The sequence below is a fragment of the Caproiciproducens galactitolivorans genome (assembly GCF_026672255.1).
In the GTDB taxonomy this organism is placed as follows: Bacteria; Bacillota; Clostridia; order Oscillospirales; family Acutalibacteraceae; genus Caproiciproducens; species Caproiciproducens galactitolivorans_A.
On the sequence record NZ_JAPOHA010000003.1, the window covers coordinates 229,214 to 246,539 of the forward strand.

Sequence of the window (17,326 nt, forward strand, 5' to 3'; positions counted from 1 at the left end):
CCCTCCAATTTTCAATAACTTTTTTCACATCAGCGCTTTTCAAAAATACCGAATCCCCAAGGATGGATTTCCTTTCCGTTCACCCCCTCCTGTAAAACACATTTATAATCTTCGCTTAAAAAAGAAATCACCTCTTTTCGTTTGCCGGCATTCAAAGCGACGAGAACAGACTGTTTTTTGTATCTGCGCTCAAAGACATACAGACGGGCTCCTTTTTCCGCGCTTATCGTGCGAAAATCGCCCTGTTCCAAAGCAATATTGGAACGGCGCAGCCCGATTAATTTTTTATAAAAGTCAAAAATGGTTTTATTTTCCCATTGCATCACCTGGCGATATTCGTCCTCCATCCTTCCTTGAAGGCCCTGCTCGTCGCCGTAAAATACGGACGGAATGCCGATAAACGTCATTTGGAATACGACCGCCAGGCGGAATTTCAGGAAGTCTCCCCTGCAAAGGGTCAGAAAGCGCGGGACGTCGTGCGTATCAAGGACGTTCAACTGCGCGCAGAGCATCTGCTCCGGATACCGAATGAGCATTTGGGTCACTCTGCCTTCAAAGCCTTGGGCATCGATCTTTCCGGCCGCAAAAAAATCCCGGCAATTCTTGCGCAGATCGTAGTTCATAGAGGAGTCAAACTGATCGCCGCGAAGCCACGGGTAAGCGGATTCCCAAACCTCGCCGATAAGCAGGCAGTCCGGTTTAATGGATTTTGCAGTCTTGCGGAAGATCCGCCAAAAATCGAAATTGATTTCGTTCGCCGCGTCAAGCCGCCAGCCGTCGATATCGAATTTTTCAAGCCAGTAGCGGCAAACCTTCCGGAAAAAGTCGATGACTTCCAGGTTTGCCGTGTTCATTTTCGGCATTTTTCGCTCATAGCCAAAGCACGCATAATTCGGATAGTCCTCCATGTTGTCGGGACGAATTACCGGAAAAGTCAGACCGTAAAACCAGTCTTTGTATTTCGACTTCTCGCCGTTCTTTATGATGTCGTCGAATGCAAAGAAGTTCCATCCGCAGTGATTAAAAACGCCGTCGATAATCACCTTTATGCGGTTCCGGTGACACGTTTCCACCAATTCCCGGAAATCTTCGTCCGTGCCGAAGCAGGGGTCAATATGAAAATAGTCCAGCAGGTCGTATTTGTGGTATTCTCCCGCCACGAAAATGGGGTTCAGGTAAATGCAGTTTGCGCCCAAATCCATTATGTAATCCAGATTTTCGATGATGCCCCGGATGGTCCCGCCGTTCTTTCCGGCCGTAACTTGCCCGTCAAAAAGGCATTGCGTACCCTTTCGGGAGATAAATCGCCGCCCGGTTGCGAAGCTGTCGGGAAAAATGTTATAGACAACCGCGTCGTTTACCCAGGCCGGTACACGCGCAATATCCTCCCTGCGGTTGAAAGGGAACTGGTAGTATTCGGAGCGTTCGTCCGTCAGCTCCGAATGAAAGGCTTCGGCATAATACAGGCAGGTGTTTTTCCCGTCGCTGATCTCAAAATAATAACAAATCCGGGTATAAGGACTGTTGAGTTTGATTTCATAATAATCGAACAGGTCGTCGCTTGCCATTATCCGCATAGGCGCCGCTGAAAAAATAACCGGGGTCCTTCTACAGGAACGGTCGCCGTAGTGCAGAGTACAGGTTTTTATGTCTCCCCGGGCAGTCCGAAGACGAAAAACAACGTGGGTTTCGTCCACACCGTATGCGTAATTGGAAAGAGGAATGTGGAGAATTGCCTCGCATTTCATATTTGGAAACCTCCATGATTTTATTAAACAATTTATCCCTTCACACCGCCCGCGGTAAGGCCGGAGGTCATATACCGCTGGACACAGAAGAAGATGATCAGCACCGGAATCGACACAAGCAGCGACGCCGCGGAGAAGATGGGCCAATTGCGGGTGTAATCCGTCGCCTGTAGGGCGTACAGCCCGGCCGCCAGCGTGTATTTTTCCGAACCGGTGATGAAGGTAACCGCGAAAATATACTCATTCCATACGTAAATCAAGATCATGACCGCCGTTACAATGATGGAAGGGCGGGCAAGCGGCAGAACAATATCCCGGATCAGCCGGAAATCGTCCGCGCCGTCGATCTTTCCGGCCTCTTCGATTTCCAGCGGGATCGTATCGAAGTAGCCTTTCATATTCCAAAGGCCGAAAATCGCCATTGTGCCAATATAAATAAGAACCAAACCGGTGAAATTGTTTACCAGACCCATCGGTTTTAAAATCCGGTAAACGGCGAACATGGAAAGGATGGAGGGAAACGCGTTCAGGAGAATCAAAAGATTCAAAATCGGTTTCCTGCCCGGAAAACGCTTCCGGGAAAGCGCGTACGCGCCCGGAACCGCCACAGCAATGGCGATAACTACGGTGGAGAACGAAAGAATCAGGCTGTTTTTCAACCAGAGCAAAAACGGCTTCTCAAATAATACAGCCCGGTAGTTCTGGAAGGTGAAGTCCTTCGGAATGAACGAAAAGCTGGAACTGAGCAGGTCGTTGCGGCTGTTCAGGGAAACGCCCAGCGCATAGAGGATGGGGATCAGGCAAAGCAGGCAGATCAGGATAAAAAACAGGTTGAGGAATACGAGGCTGATTTTTTTTCTGTAATTCACCGGTTGCCCTCCCTTAACTCTTTATTCGTATACAGGGAAAAGAAAATAAGAAGCAAAAAGATGATCATCGAAATGGCGGAGCTGTACCCATAGTTATTTGTAACAAACGCTTTTTCATAGGTATAGGTAATAACGGTATGAATATCGGCGCCGGTTTTCGAGCCTTGCTGCTGCGTAAGCAGATAGACAATGTCGAATTGTTTGAAGGTAGTAAAGACGGTTATTACAACCGCGGGCGCGATAATCGGGCGCACCAGCGGAACGGTGATGTTCCGCAGCTTTACAAAGAACCCCGCGCCGTCGAGCGTCGCGCTTTCGTAATAGGCTTTGTCGATGCTTTGCAGCGCGCCGTCAATGATCATGATCATAAACGGAAGCGCCAGCCAAAGGTTGACCAGCGTGCAGGAGAGAAAGGCGGATACGTTCCCGTCCAGCCATCGCACCCCGTTTAAGCCGAGCTTTCGGAGCCACTGGTTCAGCAGCCCGTATTCGTTGTTGAACATACCCATTTTCCAAAGTAAAATAGACACATAGCCGGGCATCGCCCAAGGGAACATCAAAATCGTTTTATAGACCTTATGCGCGCGCAGCCCCTCCGTGTTGAGCAGGACGGCAATCAGATAAGCGACCGCCATCTGAAGGACCATGTTCAGAAAGGTCCACAGCACGGTTCGGAGCAAAGCGGACAGAAAGCCCGAGTCAAACACGAAAAAGGCTTTCGCGTAGTTGTCGAATCCAATGAACCTGGGATTAAACCAGTGATAGATATTCATATTTGTGAAGGAAATATAGCCGGTATACAAAATGGGGAACACGACGATAAGCCCAATCACAATCAGCGATGGCGTCAGGTACAAATAAGGACGGAGTTTATTCTGTTTCACAATGTACCTCGATTCTTGCATTTTTTGAAAAGGGGCGATGCTGCCAGCGCATCGCCCCACAGCGGGATTACTTCATGTCTGCGATCTGTGTAAGCGCGGTTTTTTGTGCCTTTTCGGCTTCCGCTTTCGGGTCGCCGTCTTTTTTGTTCACAGCGGAAAGCATATTTTCCGTAACGGACCACATAACGTCCATGGCCGGGACGTTCGGCATGGGAACGACCGCGTCGGCGGAGCCTTTCAGGTTCATGACGATTTCGTTGGAGGAAACGAAGGAATCCGCATACGCCTTGTTGTTTGCCGGGGCGTCATTCGTGATTTTCGACAGGGCGATTCCGGCTTCGGGCTTTGCCAGTTCCTGAAGGACGGCGGCGATCGCGTCTTTTTTGCCGCTTTCGGATGATTTCAGCACGTAGACGCCCTGAACACCCGCGTAGGGAGAAAGCGGCTTGCCCGTTGCATTCACAACCGGAAGCGGCGCGAAACCGACGTCAATACCGGACTGCTTCGCATCGACCGCCAGATTCGGCAGATTGATCGTAGAAGCGGCTTTGCCCTCTTTGAACAGGGCCGTCATGGTGTTATAATCGCCGTCCGCCGGCTGATACTTGATAAATGGTTTATGGTATTTTAAAGAATCAACAGTACCCTGCAAATTCAGCCCCGGCTGCGCGTCCTTGTCGATAATATAGCCGCCGAAAGCATGCATCCAGCTTACCGCGTAATATGCGGTGCTGTGCTGCTCAACAAAGCCGTATGCCCCGTTTTTTGTATTTTTCTGCGCAAATTTAAGTAAGTCGTCCGTCGTCTTGGGCGGGGTGCTCATCAGCTTTTTGTTGTACATGAACATCTGCGTTTCAAAATAGATGGGAAGCTGATACAGCGTATCCTTATATGTACCGGCCTTCAAGGTCATGGGGATGAAATCGGAGAATGCGTCCTGGGAAATAAAATCGGTTATAGGGGCAAGGATGCCCATTTCGGCATACAATCCAGTCTTGTCATGAGCGAAAAAGAACAGATCCGGCGCGCTCTGCGGGTCGTTTCCAACGAGTTTCAGCGCGTCCGTCATTTTGTCCTTGCGCTGTACCTTGACCTTTACGTCCGGCAGCTTGTCAAGCTGCTGCTGCAGCGCGTCGCCAATCTTCTGATCATTTTCATACCAGATCGTGAGGCTCACCGGCTCCTTTTTTTCGGCGTTGCTTGTGCTCGCGCCGGATGGGTTTGCGGAAGGGCTCGCCCCGCTGCTTTGCTGACAGCCGGTAAGGGCTCCGAGCATGAAGAGAACGGACATGAAAAATGCAAATACTTTTTTCAAAAGAAAAACCTCCCATATGTAAATTTTAATAATGAAACCGTTATAATATAATATTAAATTATTTTAATCTTTATTTCCTATTTCAGCTCTATTATATGTAGTTATTATTAAATAGTCAATGATTTTATGTGGATAACTATTGATTTTTTTATGAAACCGGTGTAATATAAGGCAGATGATTTAGAAAATTTGAGGTGTATGCAATGGCTGTCAGCATCCGTGACGTCGCACGGGAAGCGGGTGTTTCCGTTTCCACGGTTTCCAAAGTATTGAATAATTCCCCGCTTATTTCGGAGGCAACGACCCGGAAAGTGCAGGACGCTATGGAGCGCCTGCACTACCATCCGAACATGCGCGCCAAAAATTTTGCCCGGCAGAAGACTTGCAGCATTACCTTTGTTGCCAGAGCAGAAAGAAATGCCGCATTTAACAACCCGCATCTGTTTGAAATTATGTGCGGCGTGGAAAACGCGCTGAGCAACAAGGGATACAGCCTGACCTTTATTAACCTTGCAAAGGAACAGGACGAAGCCCGTCTGGTCGAGTCGCTGATTGAACAAAAAAATACGGACGGAATCGTGCTTCACGTTTCCGCCGTTTCTAAAAAAATTCCCCGGCTCCTTGCCGACGGCAATTTTCCGCACATCGTTATCGGCAAACCGGACTTTGAAAGCGAGCTGTGCTGGATTGATACGAATAACAACCTCTCCGGGTCAATCGCCGCAAAGCATCTGTTTCATGTGGGCTGCCGCCGCATCGCGTATATCGGCGGCGGGGAAGATGACCGGATTTCCCTGCATCGCCTTCAGGGCGCGCAAAAAGCCGCGGAAGAATTCGGCTCGGCGATTTTGCCGGAAAATATCCGGCAGGGGGTGCTAACGATCGAGGATGCTCAAACCGTTGCAAAGCAGCTTATCCGGGAAAACCGCCCGGAGGCGATTATCTGCGCCAATAACACGGTTGCGCTGGGGACCGTTCGGGCCATTCACGAGCAGGCGCTGGCGATTCCGGACGATATTGCCGTAATTTCGTTTGATGATTATCCGTATTCGCGGATCATGGAACCTGCATTGACGGTCGTTAATATTGATGTTTACGATATGGGGATGCAGGCCGGCATCATGCTCCTGCGGAAATTGAAAAATCCTTCTTTACAGGTACAGTCTTATACCACTCTGCCCGTACTGATTGTACGCGGTTCCACGGTGAAAAGTACAAAATCGGAGCTTGAAAGTTAAGTGTGCCGGTTCGGGGATATTCCCGCCGGAGGAGCCTTCCGTTTGCTCTGCCGACTAGGGCGTTTTGCTGTCGGAGGACTCTTTTTTAAGTGCACCGGTTGGGTCATGTTCTTGCCGGAAGAGCTTCCCGCCTGCTTTGGCGATTGGGGTGTTTTGCCGTCGGAAGAATCTTTCTTTAAGTGGGCCGGTTCGGACATATTCTTGCCGGAGGAGTTTCCCGTTTGCTCTGCAGATTGGGACGTTTTGCCGTCGGAAGAATCTTTTTTTAAGTGCGTCGGTTGGGTTATATTCTCGCCGGAAGAGCTTTCAGTTTGCTCTGCCGGTCGGGACGTTTTGCCGTCGGAAGAATCTTTTTTTAAGTGCTCCGGTTCGGGCAAATTCTCGCCGGAGGAACTTTCCGTTTGCTCTGCCGATTGAGGCGTTTTGCCGTCGGAAGAATCTTTCTTTAAGTGCGCCGGTTGGGGCAAATTCTCGCCGGAAGAACTTCCCGTCTGGTTTGCCGATTGGGACGTTGTGCCGTTGGAGGATTCTTTCTTTAAATGCGCCGGTTGGGGCATATTCTCACCGGAGGAATTTCCCGTTTGCTTTGCCGGTTGGGGCGTTTTGTTGTCGGAAGAGTCTTTCTTTAAGTGCTCTGGTTCAGGCATATTCTTGCCGGAGGAGTTTCCCATTTGCTTTGCCGGTTGGGGCGTATTACCGTCGGAGGAGTCTTTCTTTAAGTGCGCTGGTTTGGGCATCTTCTCACCGGAGGAGCTTTCCATTTGGTTTTTCGGCTGGGACGTTTTACTGTCGGAAGGTTTTCCCGCTTGATCGGCTTGTTCAGGCATTTTGCTATCGGATGCGTTTTCCATCTGATTCACCTGCTCAAGCAATTGATTAACGGACGGACTATCCGTTTGCTTCTCCTGCTGAGGTGTTTCGTTACTGGAAGAGCTTTTCGATTGATCGGCTTGTTCAGGCATATTGTTCAAGCTTCCTTCCTGATTTGCCTGCTGGGCCGTATTGTTGGACGAGTTTTCCGTTTGATTTGTCTGCTGAGGCATTTTATTATTGGAGGGACTATTGATTGGGCAAGCGAATTGGGGTGCTTTATCAGCGCCGCGCTTTTTCGATGCCCTCGTCTGGATTTCCGCCCCGATCAGAATGATAATGGGGAAGATTACTTCCAAGGGAAAAACATAATACGGAAAAATGCTGAGAAATCGGAACAGCTCCTGCACATTCGACTGTGTCATCACGGAAAAGGTGATTGTAATCAGCTCTAAAGGAATCACCAGCGGTTTGTAATCCGTGAGATTCATAATTTTGGCCAAACCGGCGGAAGCGGTGTACAGACAAACGCAGATTTTAACGAACCCTGCCAGCAGCAGGTTGAGGCCGATGATTACTTCAAACCGGGTAAAAAACTCTCCGACGGAAAGTAGGCTCGCAGCCTGATAAGAGGGAAAGGAAAACATGGAAACGCAAGGAAATCCCAGAATTGCGAGATTTCGGATATTTACGATGATAATCAATAGGAGGAAAAGAACAGAACCTTCTAGCAGGACTTTGTTCGGCTTTGCATTTGGTTTTAAAAATGCAAAAAATGGAAGGCAAAGCACAACTTCGCCGAGCGGCAGAAGACAAAAGGTAACCGATCCTCCGAGCACTGTTTTTAAATCCGTGCCCAGAATGGGTTTTAAGTTATTAAAATTCATTTCCTTGAGTCCAATAATAAATGAAAAGAGAATGGTTATAAGAAGCACCAACCAGGCGACTCTCGATACTCTGGAAATATTCTCCGCACCGTGTTGAACAGATAGAATCGAAACAAGTGAGATGAGTGCGACCGTTGCAATTTCCGGTGTTTCCGGCATGTTTAACATACGGATAAACGAAGAAAAAATATACATCAGAATCGCAGCGATATGAATCGCAAAAAAAACATACAGAAAACAAAAAATCTTTCCGATTATTTTGCCGAATATCTTAATTAACACATCAAAAAAGATTTCATCGGGATAAAGGCTCAGAATCCGGGCTAAGACCCAGTAGAGAGGGAGAATCATTACGCCTGCAATCAGCATGGAGATCCAGTAATCCTGCTTGACGGATGAACTGCCACTGGTTATTACCATACTTCCGCACCAAAATACAATCAGAAGGCACCGAAGATACTTTTCTGTAATGCTTTGTTTTGTCATAGTGATACCTCATGATTTTATATGAAAAATAGAGCCAATAAAGTCTATAATAACCTGGTTCGGATTCATCTGATTTGAACCGAAGGAGTACATTACATCGAATGTAAATGTCAGAATATAGACGGGAATTGAAAAAAACAGAACTTTCTTTTCTTTCTTTTTAAAGGCGGGAATCAAATCAAAGCAAATCATAATTGCATATAAAATGATAAAAATAAGAAATGAATTCATTTAACCACCAACTTTGACTTTTTGTTTTATAACTTCGGTATTCTCAATTTTTACCTTTACATTTACGATGCATTTCAGCTTGCGAAAATCATCTTTCCATTTCAGCTTTTCCTGTTTCCAAAACTCCGGATTGTTTTGATAATATAGGCTTCCGAATCCAAAAATGTCGCTGTCTGTTTGACTTTGAACGGTTTTGATCAAATCGGTGACGTTGTTTTTCAGGGTATCTTCCGCATTCTTTTGGACTTCTTTAATTCCGTTGGAAGAGTCATGATCGGTTAAAGCCTCATCTTCGGACAGTATGGCACGCGTTTTGATCTCAATTTCCATCGAAGGTTGATTACTCTCAACTTTTGGGGTTAATTTTGTAGAGCTGTCTATTATTTCAAGGGTGACTTTTCCGGTATCGGTATTAACGATTAGAAGACCTCCATGATTTTGATTTTTGATGAGCAGCAGATATTTGGTTTCTTCACCGTCCAGATAACCAATTAGTTTATCTCCTTTAAAAACAGCGCTGCCATCCAGAGCCAATGTAGTGGAAGTAGGAAGCTTATCGATCTTAATAGTGGGAAGAACCAGTGCGGTTCCATTGTCGGAAAGCATGTTAATAGCCTGGTATAATTCTACATTGGGAGACTTCCCCAAACTTGTAACGTTGCGCTGCAGCGTTTTCCAGATCTCCAGGGAGATCAGCTCATCCGTTACCGGTTTTTGCTGCAAAATTTCATTGGCTGTTTTTTCTTTTGAAACAATTAAATTTACATTTATGCGGGGCTCATGGTCACGGATAAACCAGTCCATTAGGGGAGCGATCCCCTGAGAAGCCGAGTCCTGGCTGATGATGATCACTTTACACTCACTGAAGTTTAATTTTTTTTCTGCTTTGTTGGCTATATTCCGGACGCAGTCATAAATGGTATTTCCGTCGGACTCAACAAGCTTGGACCCTATTTTATCGCCGGTTAAATCAATAAATTCGAAGGTAAGATGGTAAGGACACCCTTTTATTCCTTTATCAATGGCGACTCCGGTCACAAGAGACATATCTTCCAGCTCATGGTAATTCCAGCAGCCGCTTAAAAACATCATATTCATAACCAGAATGAGGATACAAAAACGTTTTGCTGTTTTCATTTAGTGCTCCTTGTCGATTCCTGCCTTGTAGCATTTTGGGAAAGATACTTCGGCCGCTTTTTCATGAACCACCAGGGGGCTCTGATCATAATGTCTTTTTTATCCTGAAGCGAGGTTGTATAGGTACTGTTCATAATTGATACGCCGAAGGAACTCATGCCGTAAAGATGGATCATTAATGCAAGCGCGCCAAACATGTAACCGTACAAACCGAAAAAAGAGGCCATCGCAAGGAACAGAAAACGAAGAAGAATGGTTGCGCCTTTTACGCGCGGGAGCATAACGCCGCAGATTCCGGTGACTGCAACGATAATAATCATAGGCGCGCTGACGATTTTAGCGGAGACGGCGGCCTGCCCCATTACCAATGCGCCCACAATGCTGAGCGCCTGTCCCATTGAACCCGGCATTCTCGCGCCGGATTCGCGCAGCATTTCAAAAACGATCAGCATCATGATCATTTCGATCGCCGTAGGAAACGGCACGCCCTGCCGGGCTTTCGAAATACTTATTGTTAAAGCAAGAGGAAGCATTTCCTGATGGAACGTTGTGAGGGCGACATAAATTGCAGGGACACTTGTGGAAAATAGAAAGGCGATATAACGCAGGATACGGTTTATCGAAGCAAAATAATAGTTCAGATAATAATCCTCGTCACTTTGAAAGTTTTCTGTAAACAGATAAGGAACAGTAATCACGTTGGGGGAACCGTCAAGAAAAAGGGCGACCCTGCCTTCCAGCAGCTTTCCCGCAACAGCGTCCGGCTTTTCAGAAATACCGATTGTCTTAAAGGGGGAGTACGGCGAATCCTTTATGAATTCACTGACGTAATTCGCGTCCAAAGTGCTGTCGATCGAAAACGTATGGATCCTTTTTTTTAGTTCTTCCAGCACGCCTTTATTTACAATGGAGTCCAAATAGCAGATGCAGGCCTTGGTATTGGTTCTTGTACCGAATGTTTCGAATTCTATTTTCAGGTCGGATGTACGGATTCTGCGCCGGACCATTGAAAGATTGGTCATGATCGATTCCGTAAAACCTTCGCGCGGGCCGCGCAGGACTTTTTCATTTTCCGGCTCGGAGACAGAACGGGTTGTCCAGCCCTTTGTATTCAGTATTAATGCCTCATCATAGCCGTCCATCAGCAAAATGGTATCGCCGTAAACAATTGCCTGAATGAGTTCTTCGTGCTCGGAAGTCCGCTCCACACTGTCGGACAGCATTACCTGATTCTGGATTACGTCAAGGGTAACGGATTCTTTACTCTCCGGGTGAAATTCCAATAAGGGCCGGATAACGTCTTCGTTTACTAACTTGTTATTTACCATGCCGTCTATATAAATAATACAGCACTCGCCGACGGCGGGGTTTTTCAGCTTTCGTAAAACCAGCGTTTCATCGTTTTCAAATTCCTTTTGTATTTGCTCGATATTTTCCTGAATCTTTTTTGTGAACTTAATTTGTTCCTTTGCTTCGTTTGTGTTCTCGTTGTTTGCCATGATTTCACCTTCTGAACGATAAGTTTTTACATCTGTTAATATTTGACACGATGCTAAAATTATGCGTATACATGAGGAAAATTAAGGACGCAAAACGGATTGCCTCCACGACCATCCGCTTAGACTTGCCCGTATATTTCCTATCAATTTTCCCTTTCATCATAAAAAAGCCCCCGTTTGTTTCAGCAAATCATGCTGCGAACAAATGGGGGTGCAGTATTGCACGGAACTCCTTATGTTTTTTTATATTTCAGTCTTGTGGCCATTCCGCCTCTTATATGGCGCTGCGCCTTATTAATATCAAGCACCTGCTTTACCTGTTTGTATAGCTGAGGGTCGACGTATTTTAAACGCTGCGCCACATCCTTATGTACGGTGCTTTTGCTGACACCAAATTTTTTCGCTGCGCCGCGCACGGTCGTTTTATTTTTGATTATGTACTCGCCGAGCTCAACGGCGCGCTCCTCAACAATGCCTTTCACGTTTCTTCCTCCCCAACTTCCAATTGATAATAGTTATGCTGGGAAGGAGGAAATTAGTACTCATCCCGCGTTTTCGAAGGCAATCCCGGGAGGAATATCTGGGAAAGCATGCGTTGTGCGCCGAATATCCAAAGAGCGAAGGAATATTGCAAAGGTTGGAGGACGCTTTTTGGATTTTCACAAGGTGCTGAAAATATCAGATAAAATTTCGTTCCGAACTATATGAAGGTATGAAGTAGGGAAATACGTTTGATCGAAAATGTTGGTCAGCTACAAGGTGGGATTATATTCTCATATTTTACATGAAATTACGGATTTGCCTTGTTAATAATTCTCGAATATTGTATAATATAAAAAATGTGTTAACATAATTTGGGGATAAAAATGATAAAAGAAAACCAAGAATACCGAATGTGGTGCTTGCTGTTTTAGATGCCTGTATTTGCTTTGCATCAATGGTATTGGCATTCATCCTTCATTTTTATAATTTAAGGATATTGGCTTCAACTACATATTTGAAGCTGATAATCTTTGTCATTCCAGTCTGCTTTTTATTATATAAATATTTCGAATTGCATGATTCTTTTCGTCACAAAACATTGCTCTCAGAGATTGGCAAGGTAATTCAAGCGAATTTCATAGGTGTTATTTTGTTTTCGTGTTTCTTTTCTTTTTGAAAGAAGTTCACGTTTCCAGAATGGTCCTTCTACTGTTCGGAATTTTGAATTCCGTGCTGACTTCTTTATGCCGTATTGCACTTCACAAGCTGTTGAGGCATTTGAGAGCCAAGGGCTATAATCTGAAACATGTTACGATCCGTGAAAATGGATAATGACGGCTCAGATATGACAACCTGGGGAACAAAAATGATGACCGGCGCACGAAGCTTGGCACATTCATCCGCAAATGCAGCATTGAGCCACAGCTTTTAATGTGCTGAAAGGTGATATGAGCCTTGTCGGCCCGCCTCCGGAGCGCCTGTTCTTTGTGGACAAGTTTAAAGAGGAAATACCCCTCTATGTGATTAAATATTTGGTTCGCCCCGGTATTACCGGCTGGGCACAGGTGAATGGCTGGCGTGGGGATACTTCCATTGAGGAGCGGATTAAGTGATATTTACTACATAGAGACTTTATTTATGACAGTTTTCAAGGGATTTATGAACTATAGTGAGGAAATGTAATGGGGAAGAAAATATTATTTTGTGCTTCTACGATATCCCACATAAATAATTTTCATTTGCCGTATCTAAAAGCGTTCCATGAGCAAGGGTATGAAGTCTGGGTTGCCGCGAATAAGAGCGAATCGATTCTATACGCTGATCATGTTGTAGCATTGCCGCTGAGCAAAAAATTGATGAGCTTTCAAAATGTGAAAGCAATCTTTGCAGCTAAAAAGCTTTTAAAAGATCAAAACTTTGATATAATCAGCACCCATACCACACTCGCCAGTGCTGTCATTCGCGCGGCGATTATGCTCATACATAGAAAGCCGAAGGTGTTTTGCACCGTTCATGGCTATCTTTTCAATGAAAATGACGGCATTAAAAAATGGATTTATCTCTTGCCTGAGAAAATTTGTGCACATGTGACTAATGTGTTGATGGTTATGAACCATGAAGATTACGATATTGCGGAAAAACATAAGTTGTATCGGGACAAGCTGTATTATATTAATGGTATGGGAATTGATCTTTCCAAATTCAAGCCTGTTTTGCAAGAGGAGCGTATCTCTGCCCGCAGAGAAAAGGGGTTTGCTGAGGAAGATTTTCTTTTTGTTTATGCGGCAGAGTTTTCAAAACGGAAAAACCAAAGCCTGTTGATTCATGCTTTTGCAAATGTACGGGAACAAATACCGAATGCAAAACTGTTGCTTGCAGGAGATGGGGCTTTACTGGAAGAATGTAAATTACTTACCAAGGGCTTACATGTAGAAAAGCAAATTCTATTTTTAGGATATGTGGAAGATATGAGGAAATTATATTCTGCCTGTAACGTCTGTGTTACAACAAGCCGAATTGAAGGCCTGCCTTTTAATGTGATGGAAGCAATGGCCTGCGGTCTGCCAGTGATTGCCAGTGATATTAAAGGACATCGGGAATTGGTGGAAGAAGGAAAGACGGGATTGCTGTTTGACCTAAAAAGTCATGACGAACTGGAAGATAGGATAATTGATTTGGTGAATGATTCGGAAAAAGCAAAGATGTTAGGTAATAAAGGAAGAGAACAGGTAGAGCAATTCCATATTCAGAATATCTTTACAAAAATTATGAATTGCTATGAACTTGATAAAGGCTGATTGTGTAGCAAACCATACATTGCTTCAAAATATTTATAGGATAGAGGTATGAACGATGAAAGGAATTATTCTGGCTGGAGGAAGCGGAACAAGACTTTATCCGCTTACAATGGTAACTTCGAAACAACTACTGCCAGTTTATGATAAACCAATGATTTACTATCCGCTTTCGACATTAATGCTTGCCGGAATTCAAGATATTTTAATAATTTCCACACCAAATGATTTGCCGAATTTTGAGCGCCTTTTAGGTGACGGCTCAAATTTCGGGATACATTTGTCATATAAGGTACAGCCATCGCCCGATGGATTGGCCCAAGCGTTCATTTTAGGCGAGGAGTTTATTAACGGAGATAGTTGCGCCATGGTGCTGGGGGACAATATTTTCTATGGTAGCGGGTTTGTCAAGCATTTGCAGGAAGCGGTACGGCATGAAGATGGCGCCACTGTTTTTGGCTACTATGTTGAGGATCCTGAACGATTTGGAATAGTAGAGTTTGACAAAAAAGGCAGAGTGGTTTCTTTAGAAGAAAAACCTGCACATCCAAAATCAAACTATGCTGTTACAGGTCTTTATTTTTATGATAATAAGGTGTGTGAGTATGCAAAAAGCTTACAACCCTCTGAACGAGGAGAACTTGAAATTACTGATTTGAATAAAGTCTATCTCGAACATAACAATCTTAATGTGGTCACACTAGGCCGCGGATTCGCATGGCTCGATACTGGAACCATCGATGCTTTAACCGATGCAGGAGAGTTTGTAAAAGTACTTGAAACAAGACAGGGAATTATAATTTCCGCTGTTGAAGAGATTGCCTACCGTAATGGCTGGATCAATAAAGACAAACTGTTAGAATCCGCAACAAAATATGGAAAATCAGCATATGGTACACATTTGAGACGTGTCGCAGAAGGGAAAATTTTATATTAAGGGAGAAACTTAGAATGAATGTTATTAAAACGAATGTTTTTGATGTTTACATATTGGAACCACAGGTTTTTGGTGACAAAAGAGGCTGGTTTATGGAAACATGGTCTACTAAGAACATGGAGAAAGCCGGTCTGTATTACAATTTTGTACAGGACAACCAGTCATATTCTGCGACGAAGGGAACGCTCCGTGGGCTGCACTTTCAAAAGGGAGATGCGGCGCAGGCGAAACTTGTACGCTGCGGAAGAGGCTCTGTCCTCGATGTTGCTGTGGATTTGAGAAAGGGCTCTCCTACTTATAAAAAATGGGCTGCCGTGGAACTTTCCGCTGAAAATAAGCGCCAACTGCTCATTCCTCGTGGCTTTGCGCATGGCTTTCTAACGCTGACGGATGATGTTGAATTTTTGTATAAGGAAGATAATCTTTACATACCCGCAACTGATCGGAATATCATATGGAACGACCCGGAAATCGGTGTGAATTGGGGAATTCAGAACCCGATTGTATCAGATAAGGATGCAAAAGCACCCAGGCTGTGCGAAAGCGATGTTGACTTTGTATATGAGGTGAAGACATGAAAATAATCGTAACGGGTGGTGCCGGATTTATCGGTGGAAATTTTGTGCACTACATGTTGAATAAATATAAAGAGGATCAAATCATTTGCTTGGATTCTCTCACTTATGCGGGCAACATGGAAACGCTAGCAGATGTGATGGAAAATTCCAACTTTACTTTTGTGAAGGGCGACATTTCAGACCGTAATGCGGTTTATGCTCTATTTGAAAAAGAAACACCTGATATAATTGTAAACTTTGCTGCGGAAAGTCATGTTGACCGCTCTATCGTGAATCCGGGGTTGTTCCTGCAGACTAATATTATGGGGACAGGTGTACTTCTGGATGCTTGCAGGAAATATGGAATTAAGCGATATCATCAAGTTTCCACCGATGAGGTGTATGGTGATCTGCCATTGGACAGAACAGACCTGTTCTTCATGGAAGAAACGCCGATTCATACTTCCAGCCCATATTCTGCGTCCAAGGCTTCGGCTGATTTGCTTGTGCAGGCTTATTATCGCACATTCCAGCTTCCAGTAACGATTTCCCGTTGTTCCAACAATTACGGACCCTATCATTTTCCCGAAAAACTCATTCCGCTTATGATAGCGAATGCGCTGAATGACAAACCTCTTCCGGTTTACGGAAAGGGAGAGAATGTTCGCGACTGGCTGTATGTTGAGGATCACTGTTCTGCTATTGACCTGATTATTCATGAGGGTCGAATAGGTGAAATCTATAATATCGGCGGACATAACGAACGTACCAATTTAGAGGTTGTAAAAACAATTCTTCATGAACTGGATAAGCCGGCAAGCTTAATTCATTATGTTACAGATCGCCCGGGTCACGACCGCCGCTATGCGATTGATCCGACAAAGATTCATAGTGAGCTTGGCTGGCTACCGACAACTAAATTTGACGATGGCATTAAGAAGACAGTAAAATGGTATCTCGATAACAAATCGTGGTGGGAGCATATCATTAATGGAGAATACCAGAATTATTACGAAAAAATGTATGGAAACAGATAGGAAGATTCAGATACTTCTTTCAACATATAATGGAGAGAAGTATTTGCGAGAACAATTGGATAGTTACCTTAAGCTTGAGGGCTTTGAAAACATTAAGGTGTTAATAAGGGATGATGGTTCTACAGACAGCACACCCGATATTTTAGATGAATATCATCAAAATTGTGGGTTTGAGATAGTTAAAGGCCAGAATTTGGGCGTAAATAGAAGTATGTTTGAACTCTTTCGCTTAAGTGATAAAACTTGTGACTATTTCGCGCTAAGTGATCAGGATGATGTATGGTTACCTTGCAAGTTTAAAATTGCTCTCGATAAATTAGAACAGTATGATTCCAATTTGCCACTATTGTTTGCTTCTTGTTCTCAGGTGGTTACAAAAGATTTGAAGCCTTTAGGAAGTACGTTAATACCTAAAAAGGGTGTTGGCTTCTTTAATGCAATGGTTCAAAACGTTACCCCAGGACATACACAGGTATTTAATCTCGCGCTAATGCAACAATTAATTGAGAATTATACAAAAAATATTCTTGTTATGGATTGGTGGATTTATTTAGTTGCATCCGGAATTGGAAAAGTTGTATTTACTAATCAATTCACGGTTTTGCACCGTCAACACGGAGATAATGCTGTAGGATATGAACTCAATAAACGAAAGAACTTCCTTCATCGCATTAAACGAATTCGTAGTGACCAAGCCAATGCAATTTCCATACAATTACAAGCTTTTTTTAATTGCTACCAGTCAAAGATTAAGCAGGAGAACAAGGAAGAAGTAGACCGTTATTTTATTTACCAAAAAAGTTTTATCAGTAGATTCTTTTATGTGTTAAAGTGTAGGACTTATCGACAAACTGGTTTGGAGACAATTGCTTTTAAAGTGCTATATCTTTTTGGAAAGTATAATTTATAGGTGG

The 17,326-nt window shown here is 44.4% G+C and carries 15 protein-coding genes; 7 read left to right on the top strand and 8 right to left on the bottom strand.

What is annotated here, in order from left to right; all coding sequences use genetic code 11:
- Positions 1–29 precede the first annotated feature (29 nt).
- From OUY18_RS04295 to OUY18_RS04310, 4 genes are all read right to left on the bottom strand, one after another.
- Complete coding sequence (locus OUY18_RS04295; protein WP_268057487.1) at positions 30–1,748, bottom strand: glycoside hydrolase family 13 protein; 1,719 nt, start codon at positions 1,746–1,748, stop codon at positions 30–32.
- 32 nt (positions 1,749–1,780) lie between these two features.
- Positions 1,781–2,617, bottom strand: coding sequence for a sugar ABC transporter permease (locus tag OUY18_RS04300; protein WP_268057489.1), 837 nt, complete (start codon positions 2,615–2,617; stop codon positions 1,781–1,783).
- Positions 2,614–3,501, bottom strand: a complete 888-nt coding sequence (locus tag OUY18_RS04305; protein WP_268057490.1) for a carbohydrate ABC transporter permease — start codon at positions 3,499–3,501, stop codon at positions 2,614–2,616. The genes OUY18_RS04300 and OUY18_RS04305 overlap by 4 nt, the downstream gene beginning before the upstream one ends.
- Positions 3,502–3,568: 67 nt before the next feature.
- Complete coding sequence (locus OUY18_RS04310; protein ID WP_268057491.1) at positions 3,569–4,816, bottom strand: extracellular solute-binding protein; 1,248 nt, start codon at positions 4,814–4,816, stop codon at positions 3,569–3,571.
- A 203-nt stretch (positions 4,817–5,019) separates the two neighbouring features.
- Between OUY18_RS04310 and OUY18_RS04315 the strand changes: the two genes are divergently transcribed.
- Entirely contained in the window at positions 5,020–6,054 is a 1,035-nt protein-coding gene (locus OUY18_RS04315; protein WP_268057492.1) for a LacI family DNA-binding transcriptional regulator, read from the top strand.
- On the opposite strand, the gene OUY18_RS04320 is transcribed toward OUY18_RS04315, so the two are convergent.
- The 4 genes from OUY18_RS04320 to spoIIID form a co-directional block, all read right to left on the bottom strand.
- Positions 6,051–8,237: an endospore germination permease gene (locus tag OUY18_RS04320; RefSeq protein ID WP_268057493.1), complete on the bottom strand. Its 2,187-nt coding sequence runs from the start codon at positions 8,235–8,237 to the stop codon at positions 6,051–6,053. The two genes, OUY18_RS04315 and OUY18_RS04320, sit on opposite strands and share 4 nt — an antisense overlap.
- Positions 8,238–8,468: 231 nt before the next feature.
- The gene (locus OUY18_RS04325) at positions 8,469–9,605 is read right to left on the bottom strand and encodes a Ger(x)C family spore germination protein (protein WP_268057494.1); all 1,137 of its coding nucleotides are present in this window, start codon (positions 9,603–9,605) and stop codon (positions 8,469–8,471) included.
- Positions 9,602–11,104 carry a spore germination protein gene (locus OUY18_RS04330; protein ID WP_268057495.1) on the bottom strand — a complete coding sequence of 501 codons (1,503 nt, stop codon included), beginning with the start codon at positions 11,102–11,104 and terminating at the stop codon, positions 9,602–9,604. Before OUY18_RS04330 ends, OUY18_RS04325 begins: the two co-directional genes overlap by 4 nt.
- Positions 11,105–11,337: 233 nt before the next feature.
- The gene (gene spoIIID, locus OUY18_RS04335; RefSeq protein WP_268057497.1) at positions 11,338–11,586 is read right to left on the bottom strand and encodes a sporulation transcriptional regulator SpoIIID; all 249 of its coding nucleotides are present in this window, start codon (positions 11,584–11,586) and stop codon (positions 11,338–11,340) included.
- Between the two features lie 933 nt (positions 11,587–12,519).
- Between spoIIID and OUY18_RS13855 the strand changes: the two genes are divergently transcribed.
- The 6 genes from OUY18_RS13855 (at position 12,520) to OUY18_RS04370 (ending at position 17,322) form a co-directional block, all read left to right on the top strand.
- Positions 12,520–12,699, top strand: coding sequence for a sugar transferase (locus tag OUY18_RS13855; RefSeq protein WP_419196114.1), 180 nt, complete (start codon positions 12,520–12,522; stop codon positions 12,697–12,699).
- 69 nt (positions 12,700–12,768) lie between these two features.
- Complete coding sequence (locus OUY18_RS04350) at positions 12,769–13,884, top strand: glycosyltransferase family 4 protein (RefSeq protein WP_268057499.1); 1,116 nt, start codon at positions 12,769–12,771, stop codon at positions 13,882–13,884.
- Positions 13,885–13,939: 55 nt separating this feature from the next.
- Positions 13,940–14,818, top strand: a complete 879-nt coding sequence (rfbA, locus tag OUY18_RS04355) for a glucose-1-phosphate thymidylyltransferase RfbA (RefSeq protein WP_268057500.1) — start codon at positions 13,940–13,942, stop codon at positions 14,816–14,818.
- A gap of 14 nt (positions 14,819–14,832) precedes the next feature.
- Positions 14,833–15,396 carry a dTDP-4-dehydrorhamnose 3,5-epimerase gene (gene rfbC, locus OUY18_RS04360; RefSeq protein WP_268057501.1) on the top strand — a complete coding sequence of 188 codons (564 nt, stop codon included), beginning with the start codon at positions 14,833–14,835 and terminating at the stop codon, positions 15,394–15,396.
- Positions 15,393–16,412: a dTDP-glucose 4,6-dehydratase gene (gene rfbB / locus OUY18_RS04365; RefSeq protein WP_268057502.1), complete on the top strand. Its 1,020-nt coding sequence runs from the start codon at positions 15,393–15,395 to the stop codon at positions 16,410–16,412. The genes rfbC and rfbB overlap by 4 nt, the downstream gene beginning before the upstream one ends.
- Positions 16,366–17,322, top strand: a complete 957-nt coding sequence (locus OUY18_RS04370) for a glycosyltransferase (RefSeq protein WP_268057503.1) — start codon at positions 16,366–16,368, stop codon at positions 17,320–17,322. Before rfbB ends, OUY18_RS04370 begins: the two co-directional genes overlap by 47 nt.
- Positions 17,323–17,326: the final 4 nt, after the last annotated feature.

Excerpts from the sequence above, each read along its gene's own strand:
- OUY18_RS04295 (WP_268057487.1), bottom strand. The coding sequence starts at position 1,748 with ATGAAATGCGAGGCAATTCTCCACATTCCTCTTTCCAATTACGCATAC.
- OUY18_RS04315 (WP_268057492.1), top strand. The coding sequence starts at position 5,020 with ATGGCTGTCAGCATCCGTGACGTCGCACGGGAAGCGGGTGTTTCCGTT.
- OUY18_RS04320 (WP_268057493.1), bottom strand. The coding sequence starts at position 8,237 with ATGACAAAACAAAGCATTACAGAAAAGTATCTTCGGTGCCTTCTGATT.
- OUY18_RS04325 (WP_268057494.1), bottom strand. The coding sequence starts at position 9,605 with ATGAAAACAGCAAAACGTTTTTGTATCCTCATTCTGGTTATGAATATG.
- OUY18_RS04330 (WP_268057495.1), bottom strand. The coding sequence starts at position 11,104 with ATGGCAAACAACGAGAACACAAACGAAGCAAAGGAACAAATTAAGTTC.
- OUY18_RS04350 (WP_268057499.1), top strand. The coding sequence starts at position 12,769 with ATGGGGAAGAAAATATTATTTTGTGCTTCTACGATATCCCACATAAAT.
- rfbA (WP_268057500.1), top strand. The coding sequence starts at position 13,940 with ATGAAAGGAATTATTCTGGCTGGAGGAAGCGGAACAAGACTTTATCCG.
- rfbC (WP_268057501.1), top strand. The coding sequence starts at position 14,833 with ATGAATGTTATTAAAACGAATGTTTTTGATGTTTACATATTGGAACCA.
- rfbB (WP_268057502.1), top strand. The coding sequence starts at position 15,393 with ATGAAAATAATCGTAACGGGTGGTGCCGGATTTATCGGTGGAAATTTT.
- OUY18_RS04370 (WP_268057503.1), top strand. The coding sequence starts at position 16,366 with ATGGAGAATACCAGAATTATTACGAAAAAATGTATGGAAACAGATAGG.